Below are 20,538 nucleotides of genomic sequence, written 5' to 3' on the forward strand. Positions count from 1 at the left end.
ACAGGACCACCAGGCGTAGCGTGATATTCCATCGGCGAGGGGGTGGACCGGATGGGGGCAGGACTGCTGATGCGTCTCCGCCCTGCTGCGCGCCCCGTGCTGTTAGCTCTCCTGGCGGCCATGGCCTGGCTCATCTGGGGAGCCGCCACCGCGCAGGCCGACGTTTCCGCCCCGGACGCCGGCGCACTCCTGCAGAACGCCACGTCATCCCCGCTTGTCCAGCCTGTCCAGTCTGTCCCGCTGCCTCCGCTCCCAGCCCCGGCAACGGGCGGCGCAGGAAACCCTGCACCGGTCTCTGCAGCCGCCGTTCTCCGCCCTGCCGCCGGCCTTACCGACGCCCTGACTGCTGCGGCCGGCCCAGTCGTGTCCGGAGTCTCAGGTACAGTCACCGCCCTTGCACCCACACTTCCCGCACTCCCCCTGGTACAGGCGCCCCTGGAACTTCCGCTGGCTGATTTACTGCCGCTTCCGGCTATCCTGCCCGACCTCCTTCCGGCTCCCCTCCCTGTCCCCCTTCCCGGACTTCCGCCGCTTCCGACGCCGGCACCCGGCATGGCTCCGGTGGCGGAACCCGACGGAACGGCGTCGGCAGTAGCGCCCGGAACTGCCGCAGTCCCGGAGCCGGTGTCCGAGTCCGGGCGAGGCATTGCTGTCGCTGCAGACGTCCCGGACCCAATCGTCGCCGCCGCTGCAGTATTCGACGTGAGGTTCGGCTTCACTCCCGCCCGGGACCTGGCCGGATCCGGTGCGCGTCCGGCAGCAGCACCGACCGCGTCCACCCCTAGCGACACGCCGGTCCCGCAAGAGCCGCTCCGGGTTTCGGCGCTGCCGGCCCATGCAGGGCACGGCAGTTCCGCATCCGCCGGCGGTTTCGGCGGCGCAGCGGATATCGCCGAATCCTGGCCCGGGCTCCCTGCTACCACCGGGACAACCAGCCCGCCGGCTGCAGAGGCCGCGCCCGCCAGCCCTTCCTACGACCCCGGGTCTTCTCCCGACTGAACAGGTCATCCCTGCCCTTTTTGAGGCAGGCCTTGACCACCGTGCGCCGTCGGCGTCCGGACACCAACATTCAGTCAGGAGAAACAGTCATGTCCCCAACAATCCATGAGCTCCACCGCGCCTGCGCCTCGTACGGCGTAGGCAACTGGCCCGACCCCGTGCGCAGGGTGCACTAGGGCGCGGATTCAATGGCGGGGAGAGCTGAAGCAGCACACTCTGCCCTCCCCGCCAACCTGAAGCGCCTCCCGGACGGCCAGCAGACGGCTGTGCGATACCGCCGTCGGGCACTTTCACAGTTGCCGCAGGCAAATATCGCCAAGACTCTGGACTCTTCGGAGGGAGCCAATCAGACTGACTACAGCAGCAGGATTCCATGCCGGAATTACCGTCTTCAAGCCCGCAGGGATTGATCAGCTGCATTATTTGGGGTGTGGCGCCATGCCTGTTCCATAACCATGAAAGGGCCTGGTCAATGCCGGACTTCTCAGCTCTCTTCCCGCTTATTGCCGTCATCATCGGGGCAATCGCAGTTATTGCCTTTATTTGGGTTGCTGTCAGGCTGACGTGGAAAGTGGCTGAACCGAATGAGGCCCTCATCATTTCCGGGCTGACGCGCGGATCCCTCGAAACAAGGGAGGGAATGGACTTCAAGATCGTCACGGGCAAGGGTGCCCTGGTTTTTCCGGGCCTCCAGACGGTCCGGACGTTGTCGCTCACACTAAACGAAACCGAGCTCAAAGTGTCGTGCGTGACATCCCAGGGCATACAGGTGGTCGTGGAAGGCGTGGTGATATACAAAATCGGTGACGCGCCGCCCTTCATTGCCAATGCGGCCAGGCGTTTCCTCGGTCAACAGCCCAAAATGGAAAGCCAGGTGTACAACGTCTTCGAGGGGCATCTGAGGTCCATCATCGGCAGCATGACCATGGAAGAAATCATCCGTGAGCGGGACAAGCTTGCATCACAGGTCCGTGGCGCCAGCGGCGTGGAAATGGAGAAGCTGGGCCTCGTCGTGGATTCGCTCCAGATCAAGGACCTGCAGGATCCTACGGGGTACATCCAGAACATCGCCAAGCCGCACATCGCCCAGGTGAAAATGGAAGCCCGGATTGCCGAGGCCACCAGGAACCGCGAGGCAGCGGAGAAGGAAGCGGAGGCCGCAGCACTTATTGCCGACGCCCAGAGTGTCTCCGCCATCAGGCAGTCCGTGGCGCAGGCGAACGCCGAAAGGGCTAAGGCCAACGCCGCCCAGGCCGGCCCGCTCGCCGACGCTACAGCGCGCCAGCAGGTAGTAGTGCAGGAAACGGAAGTAGCCAAGCTCGAGGCTGACCGCGAGGAGCAGAAACTCCAGACCACCGTGCGGAAGCCGGCCGATGCCAAGGCCTACGCCAAGCGCACCGAGGCTGAAGGCCAGAAGGCCGCAGACATCAGCGCCGCCGAGGCATTGGCCCGCCGCACAGAACTTGAAGCCCAGGTCAACGCGCGGCGGACAGAGCTCCAGGCCCAGGCGAACGCTACCGCTGCTGCGGCAGCCGCCGGCGCCACGAAAGTCACGGGCGAGGCGGAAGCCGCGGCCACCAGGGCCCGCGGTGACGCCGCAGCGTCTGCCATTAAGGCCAAGGCCCTGGCCGAGGCCGAGGGCATCAAGGCGCGCGCCGAAGCCCTCGGAACCAACCAGGACGCCGTCATCTCGCAGCAGCTGGCCGAAAACATGCCGGCCATCATCGCTGCGGCGGCCGAGCCGTTCTCCCATGTCGGCCAGATGACCGTGCTGAACGGCGGCGACGGCGTCAACCGGATGCTCGGCGGGATCCTGGCCCAGGCGGGCGACTATCTCCCGACCCTCGCCTCCGCCCTGAAAAACGGCCGGGAAGCGAAGCGGCCGCCGAAGGCTCCCGAGACCTAGGGGCCGGGAGGATACGGACACAGAAGGGCTCCGATGCACAGGGACGTTGATCGAAGCCTGACCGGCCAGATCGGGCGGGTGACGGGGCGGATCGGGCCCGGCACCATAGGCGAAGTCATGCTGCCGTATCTGGGCGGGACCAACGCTTTCCACGCCCACCCGTTCGACAAGACGAGCGTGTTCCGGGTGGGAGATGAAGTGCTGGTCATCTACTTTGAGCCGCCCCAAACGGTCTATGTGGATGAACTGCCGGAGGTTCTGAAGCACGGCGGGCCCGGCTCCCGCTGAGGCGGGCCTGGCGACCAAACCCGCTGTTAACCCAACCTTTCACTGCCTGTCACGCCCCCTCTCCCGTCACGTCAGGCGGGGCGCCCACCGTGGAGGCGTGAGGATCGCAATTGTGGCCGAATCATTCCTGCCCCTGATGAACGGGGTAACGCACTCCATCCTGCGGGTGCTGGAGCATCTTCAGGACCGCGGCGACGAGGTGCTGGTGATTGCCCCGTCGACGCAGGCAGCAGAGCCGGCCGCAGGTCCTGAGCTGGTCCACGGTGCGCTGGTGCACCGGCTTCCCTCGGTACCGCTGGCCGGCTACACCAACGTACGTGTGGCGATGGGCGGTGTGTACCGGGTCAAGCGAATCCTTGCCGATTACGCGCCGGACGTCGTCCACCTTGCCTCGCCTTTCGTGCTCGGCTGGCGCGCTGTGCAGGCAGCACACCAGCTGGGGATCCCCACCATCGCCATCTATCAGACCGAGGTCCCCAGCTACACCGCCCGTTACGGCGTGCCGTTCCTGGAGAACTGGGCGTGGAACCGCGTGGAGAACATCCATCTGCTGGCCACCCGGACCCTGGTGCCGTCCACATTCGCGCTGAATCAGTTGCGCGGCCGGGGCATTCCCCGGGTTGCCATGTGGCGGCGGGGTGTGGACACGGCGCGGTTTTCGCCGGAAAAGCGCGACGCCGGGTGGCGGGCCTCCGTGGTGCCGGGCGGTGAGCGGATCATTGGCTATGTGGGCAGGCTCGCCGTCGAGAAGCAGGTCGAGGATCTGGCAGTCCTCGCCGATGTCCCTCATGCCAGGCTGGTGATAGTAGGTGACGGTCCGCGGCGTGCTGCCCTGGAGGAAGCCTTGCCGGGGGCGGTGTTCACGGGTTTCCTCGGAGGTGAGGACCTGGCACGCGCCGTTGCGTCGTTCGATCTCTTTGTCCATCCGGGTGAGTTCGAGACATTCTGCCAGACCATCCAGGAGGCCATGGCATCGGGAGTGCCGGTGGTGGCCACGGGACGCGGCGGGCCGCTGGACCTGGTGGAGAACTCGCGCACCGGCTGGCTCTACGAACCCGGGGATCTCGCCGGGCTCCGCGCGCAGGTCATGGACCTGATGGGGGACGATGCCAAGCGCCGCGCGTTTGCAGCAGCAGCCCACGCCTCGGTCCAGCACCGGACCTGGCCGGCGCTGAGCGCAGAACTTGTGGGGCACTACCGCGAAGTCATCTCAGCATCCCCGCTGGCGGGGTTGCACGGTTCCAGGCGAGGTGCAGCGCTGTGAAAATCTCCGTGATCGGCTGCGGGTACCTGGGCGCGGTGCACGCCGCCACCCTCGCCTCCATGGGTCACACCGTGGTGGGGATCGACGTGGACGCCGGCAAGGTGGACCGTCTGGCCCGGGGCCTGCCGCCGTTCTTTGAACCGGGGCTGGACGAGCTCCTCCGGGACGGCCGCACCACCGGTCGGCTCACGTTCTCCACCGAATTCGCGGATGCCGCGGACGCGCAGGTACATTTCCTGTGCGTGGGGACGCCGCAGTCAAAGACGTCCGACGGCGCCGACCTCAGCTTCCTGGTGTCCGCTGCGGAGGCGCTGCTCCCGCACCTTGCGAGGGGGGCCGCCGTCGTCGGTAAATCTACGGTGCCCGTGGGCACTGTGGACATGCTCCGCGGAATCCTCGCCGGCCGTCCTGACGTGCCGCTGGCCTGGAATCCCGAGTTCCTCCGGCAGGGCACGGCAGTGAAGGATTCGTTGGTTCCGGACCGGCTTGTCTACGGCGTCGAAGGCGGGAAGGCCGCGGCGTTCAATCCAGCGACGGGTGCGCCCAGGGCAGTCACCGCTGCGCTGGACGCCGTGTATGAACCGCTGCTGAACGCCGGAATTCCCCGGCTCGTGTGCAACTTCGCCACCGCGGAACTTATCAAATCAGCCGCCAACGCGTTCCTGGCCACCAAGGTCAGCTTCATCAACGCCGTCTCGGAACTCTGTGACGCCTCAGGCGCGGATGTCACGGAGCTCAGCGAGGCAATGGGGATGGATCCGCGGATCGGCAGCCGTTACCTGCATGCCGGGCTGGGATTTGGCGGAGGCTGCCTGCCCAAGGACATCCGCAGCTTCCGGTCGCAGGCATCTGCCCTGGGAGTGGGCTCCGTCGATGACTGGATGGGTGTGGTGGACTCCATCAACCTGCACCAGCGGTCCCGCACGGTGGATTTGGCTGCTGAGCTGTGTGGCGGCCTGGCCGGGCGCTCGGTTACTGTCCTAGGCGCCTCCTTCAAGCCGGAGACGGACGATACCCGCGACTCCCCTGCACTGGATGTCGCAGCCCGGCTCGCGGCCGCGGGCGCGCATGTGACGGTCACGGACCCGAAAGCCGTGAACCACGCGTGGATGCGCTATCCGCAACTCCGCTTTGAGGCATCCACAGAGCGGGCCCTGGAGGGTGCCGAACTGGTGCTGCTGCTCACTGAATGGGATGAGTACCGGCGGCTGTCCCCTTCAGCGGTTGGCGGGCTGGTGCGCCGGCGGGTGGTCCTCGATGCCCGAAACGTCCTTGATCCGGCCGCCTGGGAGGCGGAAGGCTGGACTGTCCGCGGACCGGGACGGGCCGGAAGCACCGTGAGGCTGGCGGAGATTCCTCACTTCTGACGCACCGCGCACGTCGGACGGACGGACCAGGGCTGATCCGGAGCGGGTCCGGTCGTCTCCAGGCGTTTCCACGCCTGCGTAGAATCCGCACCTTTGATATCCGGAATCCTTGCGCAATAGTAAGCACACTGATTGAATTGGATGACCGGGGTGAGGCGTCGGCACCAATTATCGACAAGGAAGTGTGATCATGGGAATTCTTGGATTTCTCATTTTGGGCCTGATAGCTGGAGCTATTGCGAAGGCCATCCTGCCCGGCAGGCAAGGAGGGGGCTGGCTGATCACCCTCGTCCTGGGCGTCGTGGGCGCCATTCTGGGCGGCTGGATCGGTTCCCTGATTTTCGGCGGCGGATTGGCCGAATTCTTCGACCTCCGGACCTGGCTGTTGGCCATTCTGGGCTCGATTATCGTCCTGCTGATCTACGGTGCGGTAGCCAACCGCAGCAGCCGCGTATGACGCGCATCTGACACGAATAAGCCAGAGGCGCCCCCTTCATCCTTGAAGGGGGCGCCTCTGCTTGGCATCACGAAAGGCCCCGTGCTGCAGGGCCCGAATGGAGAACGATTCCTCCCGGCACCATTGATATGGCTCCACTGCACTTTATGATGTGGTGGGGGTGGTTGTGCCATGGGGGATTCCGGGCCTCACAACGACGAGCTGGCGAAGTTCGGCAATGACGCTGATGCACTGGGGATGTCCGCTGCCCAACCGATCGTTCGTGCCCAGGGCGCCGCAGCCACTGACGCAATCCTCGACGCAAGCCCCGATGCGCTGCTGGGCATCGCGGTTGACGGCACCATCAGCATGGCCAACACGGCAGCCACACGCCTGTTCGGTATTGCCCGGGATCAGCTGGTCGGCAGCGATCACAGGAAGCTGCTAAAGAAGGGATCCAGGAAGGAAATCGTCCGGATCTTCAAGCACCTGAAAAAACATCGGGAGGAACCCGTGCCGCCCCGGGAAGTATACGGCGTGCGCAGCGATGGCACGGAGTTCGCCGCCGAAGCTGCCGGCGCCCTGCTGGAATCCGGCAATGAAACCCAGCTGCTGGCTTCCATCCGGAGCATCTCGCACCGAAAGGCGGATACGGATCTGCACGAGGCACTGTCCCTCCTGACGGCAACGCTTGAATCAACTGCCGACGGCATCCTGGTCATCAGCACGGACGGCAGGCTCTCCGGAATCAACGAGCAGTTCCTCAAGATGTGGGGCATCCCGCCGGAACTCCTCGATGGTTCCGAGGCTGCGCCTGTCATTCGGCTGGTTCTGGAACGGGTGGCCGACCCGGACGCCTTCCTGGCCAGGATTGCCGAGATTGAGAAGGACCCGTCCTGTGAGAGCCACGATGTCCTGGATTTCAAGGACGGCAGGACGCTGGAAAGGGACTCGCGTCCGCAGAGGGTGGGCGACCGGATTGTGGGCAGGGTGTGGAGCTTCCGCGACGTCACGCCACGCCGTCGCGCCCAGGAGCAGGCGCAGCAGGCCATGACGGACCTCGCGGCCCAAGCCGAACAGTTGCGCGCCATGGCCTTCCAGGACCCGCTGACGGGGCTGGCCAACCGTGCTGTGTTCAATGACGGGCTGGCCGCCGCCCTGCGAGCCCCAAGGCTCAAGTCAGTGGATGTCCTGCTGATTGACCTGGATGACTTCAAGGAAGTCAACGACATCCTCGGCCACCAGGCGGGCGACGCCATGCTGGTGGAGGTCGCCCGGAGGCTCCGCGGCTGTGTGCCTACCGCCGACGTCGTAGCCCGGCTCGGCGGCGACGAGTTCGTTGTCCTGCTGACCGAATGCCCCGACGCCGACGAAATCGCTGCCTGCATTGTCAGGTGCCTGCACGTGCCGGTGACCATCGCCGGCACAGTCCTTCGCCCGAGCCTGAGCATGGGCCTTGCGTCCTTGGGCCAGGAGGAGATCGGCACGAACGAGCTGCTGCGCCAGGCGGATATTGCCATGTACGCGGCCAAAGCGGCGGGCAAGAACCGGTTCCTGAGGTTCCACCCGGACATGATGACTGCACTGGTGCAGCGCACGGACATGTTGACGGGGCTGCAGCTGGCCGTGGCCAGGCGCGAGATCTCCGTGGGGTTCCAGCCCATTGTGTCTCCGCGGATGGCACAGGTGGTCCAGTTTGAGGCTTTGGCCCGATGGAACCGCGACGGCGAGCGCGTCCCGCCGTCGGTCTTCATTCCCATGGCGGAGCGCAGCGGCCTGATCGGGGAAATCGGGGCCGAAGTGATGGCGCGGGGACTGGTGCGGCTGGCGCCGTGGCTGAGCCAGGACCTGTCGCGCTCGCTCGCGGTGAATGTGTCCGGAGTCCAGCTGCAGGAGCCTGATTTCGCCGACGGCGTCATCAGCCTCGCCGAGGCCAGCGGAGTGGGCCTCTATCAGCTGGTCCTGGAAGTCACCGAGAGCGTCTTTTTCGACGCCGACTCCAGCCTCATCAAACAGCTGGCAAGCCTGCGGGAAGCCGGGGCCCGGGTGGCGCTGGATGACTTCGGCACCGGGTATTCATCCCTTGGCCGGCTGCAGGACTTGCCGGTGGACACTGTGAAGATCGACAAGAGCTTCGTCTCCATGGTGCGCACCGGCCGGGAGCGGCTGCCGATTCTGAGCTCGATGATCAACATGGCTCACAGCCTGGGGCTGACCGTCACCGCCGAGGGCGTTGAGACCGCCGCCCAGGCCGATTACCTGATGGCGCTGGAGTGCGATTCGCTGCAGGGCTACCTGTTCTCGCTCCCCGTAGCCGGCAGCAGGCTGGAGCTCGCCGTCCAGCAGGCGGACGAGGCCATCAAGGCGCTGAGGGGCCGGTAGCGAAGTGCATCCGGAGCAGCCGATTCCGGGCGATCGCCCCAGGCCGGATTGACGTCTGACCGAGGACAATGGGTTCCATGGACGTCGTCGTCATCGAAACACCGCCGCTCGGGGACCGCAGCTACCTGGTCCATGACGGGCAGGTGGCGCTGGTCATCGACCCGCAGCGGGACACGGACCGGGTGGAGGTTGCCGCAGCCGAGGCGGGCGTGCGGATCACCCACGTTGCCGAGACCCACGTCCACAACGACTACCTCAGCGGCGGCCTGATGCTGGCCAGGGCCCACGGCGCAACGTATCTGATCAACGGCGCCGACGCCGTCCGGTTCCAGCACCAGTCAATTGCCGACGGCGGCACGGTCCGGGTTGGTCGCCTCACCGTCAAGGCTGTTGCTACGCCCGGCCACACCCACCATCACCTCTCCTATGTGGTCACCGACGGACCGGACCGGGCGGTGTTTTCGGGCGGAAGCCTGCTGTACGGATCCGTGGGCCGAACCGACCTGGTGGACCCGGAAGACACCGAGCAGCTCACCCACGACCAGTACGCCTCGGTCCGCCACCTGGTCGAGGAGGCGGGGCCGGATGCGGCTCTCTACCCCACGCACGGGTTCGGGTCGTTCTGTTCGTCGGGGCCGCCCTCGGGCGCCCACCGGTCCACCATCGGCGAGCAACTGGCAACCAACCATGCCCTGATGGATCCCGATGAGGATCACTTCGTCCAGGAGCTCATCGCCAACCTCACGGGCTACCCCTCGTACTACGCGCACATGGCCCCGGTGAACAGGAACGGCGCGGGCCCGGCAGACCTCACGGTCCCGGAATCAGTGGACCCCACAGAGCTTTCCCGAAGGCTCGACGACGGCGAGTGGGTGGTAGATCTGCGCAACCGCGTGGCCTTCGCGAGCGGCCATCTCCGGGGCTCAGTCAGCTTCGAATACGGCCGCGGGTCCAGTTTCACCGCCTATCTGGGCTGGGTCCTGCCGTGGGGCGAGAACCTGACGCTGGTGGGCGGACGGGACGACGTCGAGAAGGCGATCCGGGACCTTTCGCGCATCGGCATCGATTCCCCCGCCGCCGCGCTGGGAACCGAACCTGCGGCCCTCGCCGCGGGCACCGCCGTCGTGCACTATCCCCGGGCGGGCTGGGACGAATTGCTGCGCCGGCGCAGTGCCGGAGACGTTGTCCTGGACGTCCGGCGGACGGATGAGTACGACGGCGGCCACCTCCCCGGGGCGGTGAATGTCCCGCTGCATGAGCTGCTTTCCCGGATGGACGAAGTGCCCGCCGGCAGGGTGTGGGTCCACTGCGCTTCGGGCTACCGCTCAGGGGTGGCAGCGAGCCTGCTGCAGCGGGCCGGCCGGGACGTGGTCCACGTGGATGCACGCTACCGGCCCGCGGCTCCTTCTTGAGGTGTGAGGGATATCATAGCCTTGCGTCTCCACCCTGGTCTCGGGTGGCTCAAGTCCGGTAACCCCGGGTCTGGGTAAACGGCGCACCTAGGGGGAAGGACCCGCGTGTCTCAGACTGGTCTCCTCGAGCAGCGGCCCGCCGTCGACAGCAGCAAGACCCCGCTGGGACCGCTGATCTTGCTCGCTTCCGTGGCGGTTGCCGCCCTCGGACTATATTTCACCGCCAACAACGGCACAACACCCGCCTTAGTAGTGGGCGACTTCGCCATTCTGGTGTCAGCCCTGCTGGCCGGAACCAGTTGCGCCCGTGCCGCGCGGCGCGGCGGACCCAATGCGCGCGCATGGACATTCATGGCCCTGGCCGCTTTCATTTGGGCGACCGGGCAGGCTCTGTGGACATCCTTCGGCCTCGCCACCGGCCATGCCTATCCATTCCCATCATTGGCCGATGTCCTGTTTCTGGCTTATTCGGTTCCGGCAACAGTGGCATTGTTCGCCTTCAAACGGCAGCAGGGCGGCCGGGTGGCCCTGCTCCGAACGGTCCTTGACGCCGCCGTCATCGCAGGTTCGGTGCTGGTGATCAGCTGGTATCTGGTTCTGGGGCCTGTATTCAGCGGGGACGATTCCGACACCCTCACCCGGCTGACCAGCCTGGGATATCCGGTGGTGGATGTAGTCATCACGTCGCTGGTGCTGGTACTGGCGATGCGCCGGCAACCGGGTGAGCGACTGCCTTGGCTCTGTTTTGGCGGCGGGCTGCTGGTGCTAACCATCACTGACAGCGTCTATGTCCGGCTGACATTCGAGGGTATTTCCGGGGTGACCGGCTCTCCTCTCGCACTGGGCTGGATCATTGCGTACCTCCTGATTGCCCTGGCACCCCTTGTTCCGTTTGCGGAGAATCCGCGCCCTGACCGGCGGGCCTATGCCCTGGCCCTGGAGCTCGTGCCGTACATCCCCCTCCTGGCCGCCATAGCTCTGGTTGCGGCTCCGCATGTCAACGAACTCGGGCCGTTCCTGGTGGCCGTCGGCAGGGTCACCCTGGTTGTGGTGCTGGCGCGGCAGGTGCTGATCATCATCGAGAACCTCACCCTGACTACCGGCCTGGAGCAGGAGGTTGCCGTCCGCACGCAGGAGCTAACGGGGCTCGCTGCGATCGTCAACTCGTCAGGCGACGCCATCTTCGGCACCGAGCAGGACGGGATCATCACCAGCTGGAACCCCGGCGCGGAACGGCAGTACGGCTACAAAGCCGAGGAAGTAATCGGCCGCGACGGGCGGTTCCTCCTGACACCGGCAAATGCACAGCGCGATATGGAGGCGTTCGGGCAGCTTTATGAAACGGATGCCATGAGCCATGAGACGGAGCACCTAAGGAAGGACGGGAGCGTCATTGCGGTGTCCCTGACCATCTCTGCCATCCGCGATGGCGGGCAGCTCCTGGGGACCGCGACCATTGCCCGCGACGTCACCGAGCGCAGGGCCGCGGAGCTGGAGTTGCAGGCGGCGCGGGAGGCAGCCCTTGAATCCAGCCGGCTGAAGTCCGAGTTCCTGGCCACTATGAGCCATGAGATCCGTACGCCCATGAACGGCGTGGTGGGCCTGACCTCCTTGCTGCTGGAGACGCCCCTCAACGAGACGCAGCAGCAGTATGCCCAGGGCGTCAAGGGCGCTGGTGAGTCGCTACTGGCGCTTATCAACGACATCCTCGATTTCTCCAAGCTGGAGGCGGGCAAGGTGGACCTGGACATCAGGCCATTCGACCCGCGGCTCCTGGTGGAGGAGGTGGCAGGGCTCCTGGCAGAGGCTGCGCAGGCCAAACAACTGGAACTCATCGCGTACTGCGATCCTGATGTTCCGTCGCGGCTGCAGGGCGACGTCGGCCGTATCCGCCAGGTCCTCCTGAACCTGGCGTCCAACGCGGTGAAATTCACGCCCTCCGGAGAGGTTTCCATCCGGGTGCGCGCGAAACTCAACCAGGAGCGCGGCCCCCGGACAGGCGGCACAGACCAGGGCACGGCCGATGTGTACTTTGAAGTGCGCGATACAGGCATCGGCATCGATCCGGCAGACCACGCCCGCCTGTTCGAGTCCTTCTCGCAGGCTGATGCCTCCACCACCCGGCGCTACGGCGGCACGGGATTGGGGCTGGCTATCTGCAGCCGGCTGACCGAGGCCATGGGCGGTGAGATCGGGCTGGAAAGCGCACTCGAGGAAGGCAGCACCTTCTGGTTCCGGATCCCGCTGCCGGTGGCTCCGCACTCCACCGCGCCCGTCCCGGCTGCCGGTTTCCTGAACGGGCTCCGCGTGCTGGTGGTGGATGACAACGCAACAAACCGCCTGGTCCTCGAATCGCAGCTCCGCGGCTGGCGGCTCCGGCCTGAGGCCGTGCCGGACGCCGAGTCCGCGCTGGCGCGGGCGCGGGCGGCAGCCGCAGCCGGCGAGGCTTTCGACATCGCGGTCCTGGACCTCTGCATGCCCGGCGTCGACGGGCTGGAGCTTGCCCGCGAGATCAAGGCCGACGCCCGACTGGCGAGCCTCGAGCTGATCCTGCTGACGTCCAGCATGCAGGTCAACGCAGCAGAAATAGCTGACGCCGGCGTCCGTGAATGGCTCATGAAGCCAGTCCGAAGTTCCGAGTTCTACAACCGGCTGGTCCGCCTGATGTCCACCCGGGAATCCAAGGTTCCGGCAGCGAAGGCAGCAGGAGCGAAGGCACCGTCGCCGGTGGAGATCGAGCAGGCCGGGCCGTCCCGCGGCCGCATCCTGGTAGTGGAGGACAACGAAGTAAACCAGCTCGTGGCCCGCGCCACGGTGAAGAAATTCGGATATGCCGTGGACGTTGTCGCTGATGGCGCTGAGGCCGTTGCTGCCACCGCGGCCACAAAGTACGCGGCGGTGCTGATGGATTGCCATATGCCGGTGATGGACGGCTTCGAGGCCACGCGGCTCATCCGCAACAGGGACCGGCAGCAGAGCCGACTCCCCATCATCGCCATGACCGCCGGTGCCCTGGACGGTGACCGTGAACGCTGCCTCGCCGCGGGCATGGATGACTACCTCTCCAAACCGGTGGACGCCGCGGAACTCGAGGCAGCCCTGGCCCGCTGGGTGCCCGAATCGGACGACGACGCCGAACGGCCGCCGTCGGTGGACCCGGAACGGCTGGCCATCCTGCGTGAGCTGGGTCCCGAGGATGGCATGGGCCTGCTGCCTGCCACAGCGGAGGCTTTCCGCCGGGACGTCCCTGCCCGTTTGGCGGCACTGCGCCAGGCAATTGACGACGGCGGCGGCCCGGCTTTGTCCCAGGCCGCCCACGCGCTGAAGGGGGCCGCGGCCAACATTGGCGCCACTACCCTGGCAGGCCTGTGCGCCGAGCTTGAACTCATGGGAAGGAACGGAAACCACGACGGCGGCCTGCAGCTCCTCAGCCGGCTGGAGCGGGAACTGGCCCTGGTGGACGCGGAACTGGACAACGCATTGGCGGTGGCGCGATGAAAGTCCTGGTCGCGGACGATGATCCAGGATCGCTCCTGGTGGCCAGGGCCGCCGTCGAACGCTCCGGCCATTACTGTCTCGCCGCGGCCGACGGCGACGAGGCGTGGGCGCTCTACCTGGAGCACCAGCCGGATGTGGTGGTCACGGACTGGATGATGCCCGGGATGGACGGGCTGGCGCTGTGCCGCGCCATCCGGGCGCGGGAAGCGGACCTGTACACGTATATCGTCATGCTGACGTCGCAGGGGTCCCGGGACGATGTGCTGGCCGGTCTTGAGGCCGGAGCCGATGACTACGTCACCAAGCCGTTGGATCCGTTCGTGCTGCACGCCCGGCTGCTGGTGGCACTGCGGGTGACCACCCTGCACGCGGACCTGGCGCATTACCGGAAGGTACTGTCGCAGCAGGCGAGGACTGATCCGCTCACGGGCCTGCACAACAGGCTGAAGCTGTCCGAGGACCTGGAGCAGCTGCACGCTCGCAGCGAGCGGTATGCCGAGGAATACTGCCTGGCCATGTGCGACGTGGATAACTTCAAGAGCTATAACGACATTTACGGCCACCAAGCCGGCGACCTCGCGCTGCGGGAAGTCGCGACCTCGCTGGTGGGCCAGGCGCGCACGAGCGACGGCGTGTACCGGTTCGGCGGTGAAGAGTTCCTTGTGGTCCTGCCGAACCAGACGCAAGAGGGCGCCCGGATCTTCATGGAACGGGCGCTGGACAGGGTGCGCGAGCTGGAGATCGAGCACACGGGCGACCCTGCCGGGCTGCTAACGCTGAGTGCCGGGATTTCGGCGTTCACCATGGAGCACAAACTGGACGCCGAGCAGCTGCTGGGCGAGGCGGACGCCGCACTTTACGCAGCCAAGGCAGCCGGCCGGAACCGGGTGGAGCTGGCTCGCTAGCCCTTGGCTCCAGCAGCCCTTTGGCTCCAGCTTTTTGACCGTTTCTGCCTCTGGCTCTTTGGCCTGGGCAGTTACGCTTCCGTGTTGACTACGCTGCCTTGTTGTGGGACGCCTTGGCCGGCTGGTTCATCGTTGCCGGCTGCCTTGCTGATGCAGGCCGGTTCACGGGTGCAGGCCGACTCTCCCGAGCCGGCTCGACGGGGGCTGGCTCGACCAGGGGTGCGTCTGAAACCTGCTCATCCTGGGCTGGCAAACCGTGGGCAGGTACAGCCTGGGCGGTGTCGATCTCCGGCTCTGCTTGCCCCTGCTCAGCCAGCACCGGCTCATACTGGACCGCGTTACGGTTGCGGAGCCAGCGCCGGACCAGATCGACGGCGGCCATCAGGCCGGCGAGCGGGGTGAGAACGGCCGCAGCATAGACGAACAGCATCCACGTCAGGGTGGCGATGGGCGGATTGTTGTCGTTGAGCATAGACAGCCCGCCCATGATGCCCGCGGCCCAGAACAGCACGACCGCCGCCAGCACGGCGGCTGCGGGGAAATACTGGCTTGTCACGATTTTCTTCAGGGTTTCCATGCAAATCCTCCTGCCTGTCCGGGGGCGCGGTCATGGCCGCTCAACACCAGTATGCGGCTGCCGGACCAAGGAACCGTGCAACACGCAGGCAGTGGTGATGAACCTAACTCAGGATGGCGTTTTAGGCTGATGAACATCCTGTCCGCACCACTTGGAGGTTCCTATGCGCAAAGTCACCGCTGGCCTTTTCCACTCCGTCGATGGCGTGGTTTCAGATCCGAATCTCTGGCAGTTCGACAGCTTCGACGAAGATCTGGGCAAGGGCATGACCACGTTCATGGGCCGGACGGATACTGTGCTGCTGGGCCGGGTCAGCTACCAGGAGTGGGCGGGTTACTGGCCCAACGCATCAGCGGATGATGCCTTTGCCGGCTTCATCAACCCGGTGGAGAAGTTCGTCGTTTCGAATAGCCTGACTGAACCGCTGGAGTGGCAGAACTCGCAGCTCATTGAGGGCTCGCTGGAGGAGTTCGTGGCCGGGCTGAAGCAGCGCGACGGCGGCGAGATCGCTGTGTGCGGCAGCATTTCCGTGGTACGCCAGCTGCTGTTCGCCGGACTGCTGGATTCCCTGACCCTCATGACCCACCCAGTGGTGGCAGGGAGAGGCCGGCGCCTGTTCGAAACCGACGACCCCGTAACCCGGCTCAGCCTGCAGGACCAGTACAAGACCAGCAAGGGCAACGTCGTCAGCACCTACGGATTGCTCGCCGAATAGGCATCTGAAACTGTGGGCCCCTGCCCCTGCCTGTTTTCGTAGGACCGGTTGATCTAGGACCTGTTGTTCCTAGGACGCGTTGCGTTCCAGCGCCTGGCCGATGATCCGGGCACCTTCAGGGAAGGCGCCCGGATTGGAGCCCGAGTAGTTGAGCCGGATGAACTGGCCGGCCGGTTCGGCCGGGAACCAGTCGCGGCCGGCAGCGATGATGACCCCGGCGGCCTCGCAGTCCCGGGTCAGCCGATCAAGGTCAGTGCCGTCGGGCACCCGTGCCCACAGGTTCAGGCCGCCCTTGGGGACCTGCTCGATGTGCGCCTGCGGGGCATGCTGGCGCAGGCTGGTGACCAACAGGTCTCGGCGGGATTCAAGCTGGTGGCGGAGGCTGCGCAGGTGAGTCGCCCACCCGGGCTGCGTCACGACGTCGAGCGCTGCCGCCTGGAGCAGCCCGCTCACGTACATCGACTCTGCCGCCCGGTCCGCAAGGATGCGCTCACGTGCCGGGCCCCGGGCGATGACGGCCGCGATGCGGATGGCCGGCGACACGCTCTTGGTCAGGGAACGAAGGTAGACCACGTGGCCGGAGTCGTCGCGGGAGGCGACGGGTACGGGGCTGGTGGAGATCCCGAAGTCGTGCGCCCAGTCGTCCTCCACCAGAAACGCCCCCTTCGCGCGCACCACCTCCAGGACCTGTTCGCCCCGCCCAGCAGCCCATTGCGCGCCGGTGGGGTTGGCGTAGTTGGGTTGCGCATAAAACAGCCGGGCACCGGTTTCGTCAAAGGCCCTGGCCAGTTCCGCCACGTCAGGACCGTCGGGCCCGCTGGGCACAGGGACAACACGCACTCCTGCCTGCGCCGCCGCCAGGATGGCGCCCCAGTAGGTGGGCGACTCCATCAGCAGCGGCTGCCCGCTTCCCGCCAGTGCGCTAAAGATGGAGCTGAGTCCGCTCTGGCTCCCCGGGAGGACGACGACGTCACTCCGGTTCGGCGGGGTTGTCCCGGCCGGCGTCAGGGCACCGAGTTCCTGCGCGAACCACAACTGCAGTTCCGGCAGGCCGGCGGCGGGTGGACGGGAGAGGGCCGCATCGCTGCGGGCCGCACGCGTGAGGGCGGCCCGCACCAGCCGTTCCGGCAGGAGTTCCCGGTCCGGGTAGCCGGAGTGGAAGGCAATGGCGTCGTTTGCCACGTCACGCATGGTGCTGGAGGCAGGCGGCAACGGCGCCAGCGGGGACCGCAGAGCCGCCGTCTGCCAGCCATAGTCCGACGGACGCGCGGTCCGGATGGCGCGCACGAAGGTGCCAACCCCGGGCCTACTCTCAATCAGGCCCTGCGCCGTGAGGGTATGCAGGGCCTTCTGCACCGTCACCGGACTCGCCTGGTACTCGGCCACCAAGGACCGCGTCGACGGCAGCTTGGAACCCGGCGGGGCAGTGCCGATCCATTCGCGCAGTCGCACAGCAATCCTTGAACTGCTATCGTTGTTCATGAGAGACAATAGTAGCGCTACTATCCTAGAACGGCCAGCGGTATCGTCCCGACAGCCATCCGGACTGCGGTGGGGGCTGCTTGGAGTAGCGGCCTTCTCCTTCACGGTTCCGTTCACCAAAGTGGCCGTCGCCGGCCTGTCCCCGCTATTCATCGGTTCCGGCCGCGCGGTCGTGGCCGCCGTGCTGGCCGCTTTCGCCCTGGCACTGACCCGGCAACGGCTCCCCCGCGGCGTGCAGTGGGCGCGCCTCGCGACGGTGGCCGCCGGCGTCGTCGTCGGGTTTCCCCTTCTCACGTCATTCGCGCTGACCAGCACCCCGGCCAGCCACGGCGCGGTGGTCATTGGCCTGCTCCCGGCCGCAACCGCCACGGCGGCAGTGCTCCGGGGGCGCGAGCGCCCCCCACTGGCGTTCTGGCTCATCACCGGCACGGGTGCGCTGGCCGCCATCGCCTTCGCTTCCCTGCAGCCGGGCGGCTTCGGACAGCTGCACCGGGCGGACGTGCTGCTCCTCGGCGCTGTGATCGCGGCTGCCATCGGTTACGCGGAGGGTGGCCTGCTGGCCCGGGAGCTCGGCGCCTGGCAGACAGTCTCCTGGGCGCTGGTGCTGGCGTCGCCGCTGATGGTCTTCCTGTCCATGCTCTCCATGGCCCAACAGCTGCCATCCGGCACGCCTGTCCAGTGGGCGGCCTTCGGCTACCTGGGCGCGGTGAGCATGTTCCTGGGCTTTTTCGCCTGGTACCGCGGCCTGGCAATCGGCCCCATGTCACAGGTCAGCCAGGTCCAGCTCATCCAGCCGGTGCTCACCATCTGCTGGGCGGGCCTCCTGCTGGGCGAGACCCTGACCTGGACCACCGTCATCGGCGGCCTCGCCGTCATCTTCTGCGCCGGCGCCGCCATACGCGTCCGGCTCAGGCCCGCACCGGCAGACCAGACCCGTTAAACATCAAAAGCAAAGGAACACCATGTACATCCCAGCTCACTTCGAGGCCGGACCCGAGGCCACCCGCAGCCTCCTCACCAGGCCGGGCACAGCAAACCTGGTCACCGTGACCCCGCAAGGACTGCTCGCCACGCTGCTCCCGTTCGTCTACGACCAGTCCGTGGGCGAACACGGCGCGCTGCACACCCACGTGGCCCGAAACAATGCGCAGTGGTCCCAGCCTGCCGCGGGAGAATCGCTCATGATCATCCAGGGCGCGGACGACTACGTTTCGCCGTCCTGGTACGCTTCCAAGGCCGAGCACGGACGAGTCGTTCCCACCTGGAACTATTCCACGGCACATGTGTACGGGACTCTCGTGGTCCACGAGGACCCGGCCTGGATTGCCGGCCAGCTCAGGCGCCTGACCAACGTCCACGAGGCCGGCTTTGACCACCCGTGGAGCATGGACGACGCTCCGGAGCGATACATCTCGGGCCAGCTCCGCGCCATCGTGGGACTGGAACTGGTGATCACCAGGATCGAGGCGAAGGCCAAACTCAGCCAGAACCGGCCGGACGCGGACATAGATGGCGTTGTAGCAGGACTGAGCGCCCGCGGGCGCATGGAGAGTGCCGCCGACGTCGAACGTGCCAGGCCGGCTGATAGGCCTGAGTCGTAGACCCGGCTCCCAAGGACCGCTACAGGGATTGACGCGAACTGCCGGGCCAATGGCTGCGTTGGCCAGGAAAAGGGTCTCCCCGCTCATAGCCGAAAAAACTAGTGGCGGGTTGCTGCCTGCGGGAGTACTGTCCTAGCCGTGCGCCGCATCCATCCGCAGCGCTCGTGTCAGGCCGTTTTTCAGGCCTACGTCAGGGATTCCCCCGCAACGCAGGCATCCGGTCTCCTTCCTTCGCATGAGGTTGTGCCGCTCCAACTGATCAAATGCGCGCGAAATTCGAGGAAACCAAATGAAAAGCAAACTCACCCGTGGCCTGACACTTGCCGCCCTGGCCGCAGCCGCCTTGGTGGCGCCGGCGCAGCCGGCAGTTGCCGATTCTTTCTTCATCCTTCCAGCCGGTACCGCATGTGAATTCAACCTCGGTTTTCAGTCCACAGGAGGGAATCTGCATACCAAGGAATTCACGGACGCAAACGGGGATACGGTGCGGCTTCTCACGGCCGGCAAAGGCGTGCTCCTGACTTACACGAATTACGGCACGAAACCCAAAAAGCCCGTCGCAGGCGAGTCCATCACCATCCGGACGGACGGATCAGTAGCGGAAACGGTGGTCAATCCGGACGGCACCCTGACAGTCACCGCGACCGGCCATAACGGACTCATCATGTTTCCCAGTGATGAGCCTGCCGGCCCTACAACGACTCATTACATCGGGAAGATCGTATACAACATCGATCCCAACACCGGCGTCTTCACGCTGGTGAGCACTTCGGGCCAGTCCCTCGACATTTGTGCTGAGCTGGCGTCGTAACTCGAGAACAAAGAGAACAAAAACAGCCCGCAGCCAAGACAGGTAGGGCTGGCCGCTGGCCGGCCCTACCTGTTCTCAGCCCGCGACGAGTCCCGCGCTCTGCTCCCATAGGCCGCGGGCCAGTGCGGCGTCGTACGCCTGGGGATTGGCCTTGGCCAAGGCGCGCTTGGCGTAGTAGGCGCCGGAAATCCAGTCGGTGCCGGCCGTGCCGTTGATGAGCCACAGCAAAGTGTCGGCGCCCTGGTCCGGTGTGAGCATGAAACGGTTAAGCAGCGTTTTGTAGGCGTGGCGCCAGGGGCTGGTTGAGTCTGCAGCGAAGTTGGTGGCCACCACGCCTGGGTGGAAAGCCGCCGTCGTGATTCCCGCATCACCGTAGCGGCGGTGCAGCTCGCTGGTGAAGAGGATGTTGGCAAGCTTGGCCGTGCCGTAGGCACGGTTGGTGGAGTACTTGTGCTCCGCGTTGAGGTCCTGCAGGTCCAGCCTGCCGAAGCCGTTGGCGCCGCTGGAGGTGTTGATGACCTTGGCGCTGCTGGCGGTGAGGACGTCCAGGAGCGCGGTGGTGAGCAGGAAAGGGGCAAGGTGGTTGACCTGGAACGTGGACTCGTTCCCGTCCACAGTGAGCCGGCGCCCGCCCATGATGCCGCCGGCGTTATTCGCCAGGACATCGATCCGGGAATAGTTTTCCCTGAGCTGCGCGGCGAGCGTGCGGACCTGGGCCAGTTCGGCGAAATCGCTGACGAAGTAGTCGGCGTCGAGTTCCTTTGCAAGGGCCTGTGTCTTCTCCGGGGAACGTCCGACGACGACAACTCGCTCCCCTGCCCTAGCAAGCGACCGTGCGGCGGCTGCGCCGATGCCATCGCTTGCTCCGGTGATCACGATGGTGCGAGGGGTCACG

The 20,538-nt window shown here is 66.0% G+C and carries 17 protein-coding genes; 14 read left to right on the forward strand and 3 right to left on the reverse strand.

The annotated features are described in order from the left end of the window. Positions 1-69: 69 nt before the first annotated feature. From QFZ40_RS14405 to QFZ40_RS14450, 10 genes are all read left to right on the forward strand, one after another. Positions 70-999: a hypothetical protein gene (locus tag QFZ40_RS14405; protein WP_306905223.1), complete on the forward strand. Its 930-nt coding sequence runs from the start codon at positions 70-72 to the stop codon at positions 997-999. A gap of 472 nt (positions 1,000-1,471) precedes the next feature. After that, positions 1,472-2,905 carry a flotillin family protein gene (locus tag QFZ40_RS14410; RefSeq protein WP_306905225.1) on the forward strand — a complete coding sequence of 478 codons (1,434 nt, stop codon included), beginning with the start codon at positions 1,472-1,474 and terminating at the stop codon, positions 2,903-2,905. Between the two features lie 33 nt (positions 2,906-2,938). Then, a complete protein-coding gene (locus tag QFZ40_RS14415; RefSeq protein ID WP_306905226.1) occupies positions 2,939-3,193 on the forward strand; it encodes a hypothetical protein in 255 nt (84 codons plus the stop codon). A 97-nt stretch (positions 3,194-3,290) separates the two neighbouring features. Then, entirely contained in the window at positions 3,291-4,457 is a 1,167-nt protein-coding gene (locus QFZ40_RS14420; RefSeq protein ID WP_306905227.1) for a glycosyltransferase family 4 protein, read from the forward strand. Then, positions 4,454-5,824, forward strand: coding sequence for a UDP-glucose dehydrogenase family protein (locus QFZ40_RS14425; RefSeq protein ID WP_306905228.1), 1,371 nt, complete (start codon positions 4,454-4,456; stop codon positions 5,822-5,824). Before QFZ40_RS14420 ends, QFZ40_RS14425 begins: the two co-directional genes overlap by 4 nt. A 190-nt stretch (positions 5,825-6,014) precedes the next feature. Continuing rightward, positions 6,015-6,281 carry a GlsB/YeaQ/YmgE family stress response membrane protein gene (locus tag QFZ40_RS14430; protein ID WP_306905229.1) on the forward strand — a complete coding sequence of 89 codons (267 nt, stop codon included), beginning with the start codon at positions 6,015-6,017 and terminating at the stop codon, positions 6,279-6,281. 237 nt (positions 6,282-6,518) lie between these two features. Then, entirely contained in the window at positions 6,519-8,642 is a 2,124-nt protein-coding gene (locus QFZ40_RS14435) for a sensor domain-containing protein (protein ID WP_306906935.1), read from the forward strand. Positions 8,643-8,719: 77 nt separating this feature from the next. Then, a complete protein-coding gene (locus QFZ40_RS14440) occupies positions 8,720-10,054 on the forward strand; it encodes an MBL fold metallo-hydrolase (protein ID WP_306905230.1) in 1,335 nt (444 codons plus the stop codon). A gap of 105 nt (positions 10,055-10,159) precedes the next feature. Beyond that, positions 10,160-13,552, forward strand: coding sequence for a response regulator (locus QFZ40_RS14445; RefSeq protein WP_306905232.1), 3,393 nt, complete (start codon positions 10,160-10,162; stop codon positions 13,550-13,552). Continuing rightward, on the forward strand, positions 13,549-14,457 hold the full coding sequence (locus tag QFZ40_RS14450; RefSeq protein ID WP_306905233.1) for a GGDEF domain-containing protein: 909 nt from the start codon (positions 13,549-13,551) through the stop codon (positions 14,455-14,457). The genes QFZ40_RS14445 and QFZ40_RS14450 overlap by 4 nt, the downstream gene beginning before the upstream one ends. 88 nt (positions 14,458-14,545) lie before the next feature. Here the strand turns inward: QFZ40_RS14450 and QFZ40_RS14455 are convergent, their stop codons facing one another. Further along, complete coding sequence (locus QFZ40_RS14455; protein WP_306905234.1) at positions 14,546-15,034, reverse strand: hypothetical protein; 489 nt, start codon at positions 15,032-15,034, stop codon at positions 14,546-14,548. Between the two features lie 163 nt (positions 15,035-15,197). Between QFZ40_RS14455 and QFZ40_RS14460 the strand changes: the two genes are divergently transcribed. After that, a complete protein-coding gene (locus QFZ40_RS14460) occupies positions 15,198-15,749 on the forward strand; it encodes a dihydrofolate reductase family protein (protein ID WP_306905236.1) in 552 nt (183 codons plus the stop codon). A gap of 69 nt (positions 15,750-15,818) precedes the next feature. On the opposite strand, the gene QFZ40_RS14465 is transcribed toward QFZ40_RS14460, so the two are convergent. After that, the gene (locus tag QFZ40_RS14465; protein ID WP_306905237.1) at positions 15,819-17,231 is read right to left on the reverse strand and encodes an aminotransferase-like domain-containing protein; all 1,413 of its coding nucleotides are present in this window, start codon (positions 17,229-17,231) and stop codon (positions 15,819-15,821) included. Here QFZ40_RS14465 and QFZ40_RS14470 point away from each other — a divergent pair. From QFZ40_RS14470 to QFZ40_RS14480, 3 genes are all read left to right on the forward strand, one after another. After that, complete coding sequence (locus QFZ40_RS14470) at positions 17,230-18,171, forward strand: DMT family transporter (protein ID WP_306905238.1); 942 nt, start codon at positions 17,230-17,232, stop codon at positions 18,169-18,171. The genes QFZ40_RS14465 and QFZ40_RS14470 overlap by 2 nt on opposite strands. 22 nt (positions 18,172-18,193) lie before the next feature. After that, on the forward strand, positions 18,194-18,832 hold the full coding sequence (locus QFZ40_RS14475; RefSeq protein WP_306905239.1) for an FMN-binding negative transcriptional regulator: 639 nt from the start codon (positions 18,194-18,196) through the stop codon (positions 18,830-18,832). A gap of 289 nt (positions 18,833-19,121) precedes the next feature. After that, complete coding sequence (locus tag QFZ40_RS14480) at positions 19,122-19,643, forward strand: hypothetical protein (protein ID WP_306905240.1); 522 nt, start codon at positions 19,122-19,124, stop codon at positions 19,641-19,643. Positions 19,644-19,718: 75 nt separating this feature from the next. On the opposite strand, the gene QFZ40_RS14485 is transcribed toward QFZ40_RS14480, so the two are convergent. Continuing rightward, a complete protein-coding gene (locus QFZ40_RS14485) occupies positions 19,719-20,537 on the reverse strand; it encodes an SDR family NAD(P)-dependent oxidoreductase (protein ID WP_306905242.1) in 819 nt (272 codons plus the stop codon). Position 20,538: the final 1 nt, after the last annotated feature.

This window comes from Arthrobacter pascens, assembly GCF_030816475.1.
Classification (GTDB): domain Bacteria; phylum Actinomycetota; class Actinomycetes; order Actinomycetales; family Micrococcaceae; genus Arthrobacter; species Arthrobacter pascens_B.